This window comes from Xanthomonas sp. SHU 166 (assembly GCF_000364685.1).
Lineage (GTDB): Bacteria > Pseudomonadota > Gammaproteobacteria > Xanthomonadales > Xanthomonadaceae > Xanthomonas_A > Xanthomonas_A sontii.
Genome location: NZ_AQOJ01000290.1, coordinates 1 through 3,132, shown reverse-complemented (window position 1 = coordinate 3,132; position 3,132 = coordinate 1). Strand labels below are relative to the sequence as shown.

The window sequence follows — 3,132 nt, the reverse complement described above, 5'->3', positions numbered from 1 at the left end:
CGAGTGGCCGGCGCCGGAGGCGGGCCTGTTCGCCTACGCCCGCGCGATGCTGCACTGGCAATCGCGCACCCGCTTCTGCGGCGTGTGCGGCGGCACCATCGCGTTGCAGCGCGGCGGCTTCCTGGGCGTCTGCACGCAGTGCGCCAGCGAACACTATCCGCGGGTGGATCCGGCGGTGATCGTCGCGGTCAGCGATGGCCGGCGTCTGCTGCTGGGGCGCCAGGCGAGCTGGCCGGCGCGGCGCTACTCGGTGATCGCCGGCTTCGTCGAGCCCGGCGAATCGCTGGAACAGACGGTGGCGCGCGAGGTGGCCGAAGAAACCCAGGTGCGGGTGCGGCCGGGCAGCTGCCGTTACTACGGCGCGCAGCCGTGGCCGTTTCCTGGCGCGCTGATGCTGGGCTTCAGTGCGCAGGCGGAGGCGGACACGCCGCAGGTCGACGGCGAACTGGAAGACGCGCGCTGGTTCGAGCGCCAGGAGGTCGGCGCCGCGCTGGCGCGCCTGGCGGCGCAGGGCGACAGTGCCGACGATGGCCACGGCCTGCGTCTGCCGCCACGCATCTCCATCGCCCGCGCGCTGATCGAGGATTGGTACCGGCACGGCGCGCCGGCTTGACCGCGCCGGCACGTTCCGTGCACCCGCTTCAGAACGGTCCCGGAGGACCTGCATGTTCACGACCCTCGTCGCTGTGATCGTCGCCCTGGTGCTGGGCCATGTCGCGCCCGGCATGGTGGCCTCGTTGCGCCGCTTCGACGCCTTCGGCGACTGGCTGAGCTGGCTGGACACGCATGCCGGCGAGGGCAGCGCCTGGCGCGGCCGGTATGGCATCGCGCTGGCGCTGCTGCCGCCGCTGCTGCTGGTCGGCCTGCTGCAGTGGCTGCTGGCGGCGCCGCACCTGGGCCTGCTGACCCTGCTGTTCGGGATCGTGGTGCTGGCCTTCAGCTGGGGCCCGCGCGACCTGGACACCGACGTCGAGGCGATCATCGACGCCGATGACGCCAGCGCGCGGCGCCTGGCGGTGGCGCACCTGCAGGCCGATGGCGGGCCGCTGCGTGAGGATCCGGCCGGGCTGGTCGAGGCGGTGGCGGTCAGCGCGCTGCGCCGCTGGTTCGCGGTGCTGTTCTGGTTCCTGTTGCTGGGGCCGTTCGGTGCGCTGGGTTATCGGCTGCTGGCGCTGGCCGCGGTCGGCCCCTATGCCGCGCGGCTGCCGCCGGCGACCGCCGCCGGCGCGCGCGCATTGCTGGCGGCGCTGGAATGGCCGGTGGCGCACCTGATGACCTTCTCGCTGGCCCTGGTCGGCAATTTCGAAGCGGTGTTCGGCGCCTGGCGCGCCGCCGGCGGCAAGCGGTGGCAACTGGACACCGGCTTTCTCGGGCCGGTGGCCTGCGCCAGCGTGCGTGGCGAACTCGATGCCGAGGCGCACGACTACAGCGACGCGGGCATGGTGGTGCCGGCGCTGCGGCGCCTGCCCGAACTGCGCGATGCGATGAGCCAGGTGTGGCGGGTGCTGCTGCTGTGGCTGGTGCTGCTGGCGCTGCTGGTGATCGCCGGTTGGGTCAGCTGAGCCAGGCGCCGAGATCGCCTACGCGCAGGCGCTTGCTCGTGCCCGGTGCGAATCGCAAGGTGTTGCGTCCGGCTAGTGCGGCGCCAGCAGGGTGAACGGGAACCACGGCAGGTTGCGCGCGATCCAGTAGCCCGGCAGCGCGACCAGCCAGAAATTCGGCCGCGAGACCACGCTCACGACTGGCGCAAACCAGGCCGCGCGCCAGCCGGCCTTCCAGGCGATCAGGCCCGGCAACACGGCCAGGCCCAGCATCGCGCCGGGATTCATCGCGAACGCGCCGACCGGGTCCAGGTGCACCAGCGCATGCAGGGCGCGGGTCATGCCGCAGCCCGGGCAGTAATAGCCGGTGAGCGTATGGAACATGCACGGTGCGAACGGGTTGTTCGCGGCATTGGGATCGAAGCGGTACAACAGCGTGGCGCCGCCGGCCGCGAATGCGGCGGCGGCGCCCAGGCACGCCCGTTGTTGCCAGGCGCGCACGCCGATCAGCTCGCGTGCTGGATCTGCTGCATGTAGTCCATGTAGCTCTGCATGCCGCCGGTGGCGACCATGACGGCATTGATCAGCAGGCCGATGATGGCCAGTGCGGTGGTCACCCAGCACCAGGTCTTGGCGGTGTTGGAGGCGCGGCGCGCGCCTTCCAGGTCGCCCTGGTTGAGCAGGCCGTTGACCTTGCTGGAGAACACGATGGCGACGATGCCGGTGATCAGCGCCGGGCAGCACAGGCAGAAGCCGAGCACCGTCGAGATGATCGCCCAGGCCAGGTGGTTGGGAACCGGGCCGGGGACGCCGGAGGCGGGAGGCGGCGGGGGCGCGACGGGGCTGACGGTACTCATGTGGATCTCCTGGATGGGTGGTGCACGGCAGTCGGTGAGTCTAGACGAGTCGCTGCGGTGCGGAGGTGGCGGGCCGTCAGTGCGGCGCGAGCAGTGTGAAGGGATACCAGGGCAGATTGCGCAGCAGCGCATAGCCGAGCAGCACCCATAGCCATAATCGCGGGTCGGCGAGGATCTTCAGCAGCGGCGCGAGCGGGCGCAGGCGCAGGCCGGCGGCGTTGAGCGCCATGATCGCCAGCAGCGGCAGTGCCACCACCAGCAGGGGATTGCTGGTCCAGGCATGGGCCAGGTCCAGGTGCACCAGCGCGTGCAGGCAGCGGGTACTGCCGCAGCCGGGGCAATACAGGCCGGTGAGGGCGCGGAACGGGCAGCCCGGCAGCGGATTGCCGGGGACATTCGGATCGACCCGGCGCAGCACCACGGTGGCCACCACCGCGGCGCCGCTCAGTGCGACCAGCGGCAACCAGCGGGGCAGGGACTGCAGGCGCTGAAGGGACATGGCAGGCGGACGATCGCGTGGCCGGCCGCCGTCGCAGGCGACGGCGGCCGCGGTGCTCAGGACATGGACGACTGCTGCATCATGCCCAGGCCGCCCAGGGCGAAGAGGAAGATCAGGTACAGCACGATCAGCACCACCGAGGTGATCGCCGAGTAGATCGCCCACTTCTTGGCCTTGTCCGACGAATCGCGCGCACCGGCCACATCGCCCGCGGCGAGCTTGGTGTTGACCTGCG

At 71.4% G+C, this 3,132-nt stretch carries 6 protein-coding genes; 2 read left to right on the top strand and 4 right to left on the bottom strand.

What is annotated here, in order from left to right; genetic code table 11:
- Positions 1–613: NAD(+) diphosphatase (nudC, locus tag D180_RS09070; protein WP_017912542.1), on the top strand; the 613-nt coding region annotated here is incomplete at its 5' end.
- 52 nt (positions 614–665) lie between these two features.
- Positions 666–1,562 (top strand): membrane protein, encoded by an 897-nt coding sequence (locus D180_RS09065; RefSeq protein ID WP_017909100.1) that lies wholly within the window; start codon positions 666–668, stop codon positions 1,560–1,562.
- Between the two features lie 72 nt (positions 1,563–1,634).
- Here the strand turns inward: D180_RS09065 and D180_RS09060 are convergent, their stop codons facing one another.
- From D180_RS09060 to D180_RS22965, 4 genes are all read right to left on the bottom strand, one after another.
- Complete coding sequence (locus tag D180_RS09060; RefSeq protein ID WP_017912541.1) at positions 1,635–2,042, bottom strand: DUF2752 domain-containing protein; 408 nt, start codon at positions 2,040–2,042, stop codon at positions 1,635–1,637.
- A 5-nt stretch (positions 2,043–2,047) separates the two neighbouring features.
- Entirely contained in the window at positions 2,048–2,398 is a 351-nt protein-coding gene (locus D180_RS09055; protein ID WP_017912540.1) for a CD225/dispanin family protein, read from the bottom strand.
- A gap of 76 nt (positions 2,399–2,474) precedes the next feature.
- A complete protein-coding gene (locus D180_RS09050; RefSeq protein ID WP_017912539.1) occupies positions 2,475–2,897 on the bottom strand; it encodes a DUF2752 domain-containing protein in 423 nt (140 codons plus the stop codon).
- Between the two features lie 56 nt (positions 2,898–2,953).
- On the bottom strand, positions 2,954–3,132 hold a 179-nt coding region (locus tag D180_RS22965), incomplete at its 5' end, for a CD225/dispanin family protein (RefSeq protein ID WP_017912538.1).

Bases quoted from the DNA above. Each gene is read 5' to 3' on its own strand.
- D180_RS09055 (WP_017912540.1), bottom strand. From the start codon at position 2,398: ATGAGTACCGTCAGCCCCGTCGCGCCCCCGCCGCCTCCCGCCTCCGGC.
- D180_RS09050 (WP_017912539.1), bottom strand. From the start codon at position 2,897: ATGTCCCTTCAGCGCCTGCAGTCCCTGCCCCGCTGGTTGCCGCTGGTC.
- D180_RS09065 (WP_017909100.1), top strand. From the start codon at position 666: ATGTTCACGACCCTCGTCGCTGTGATCGTCGCCCTGGTGCTGGGCCAT.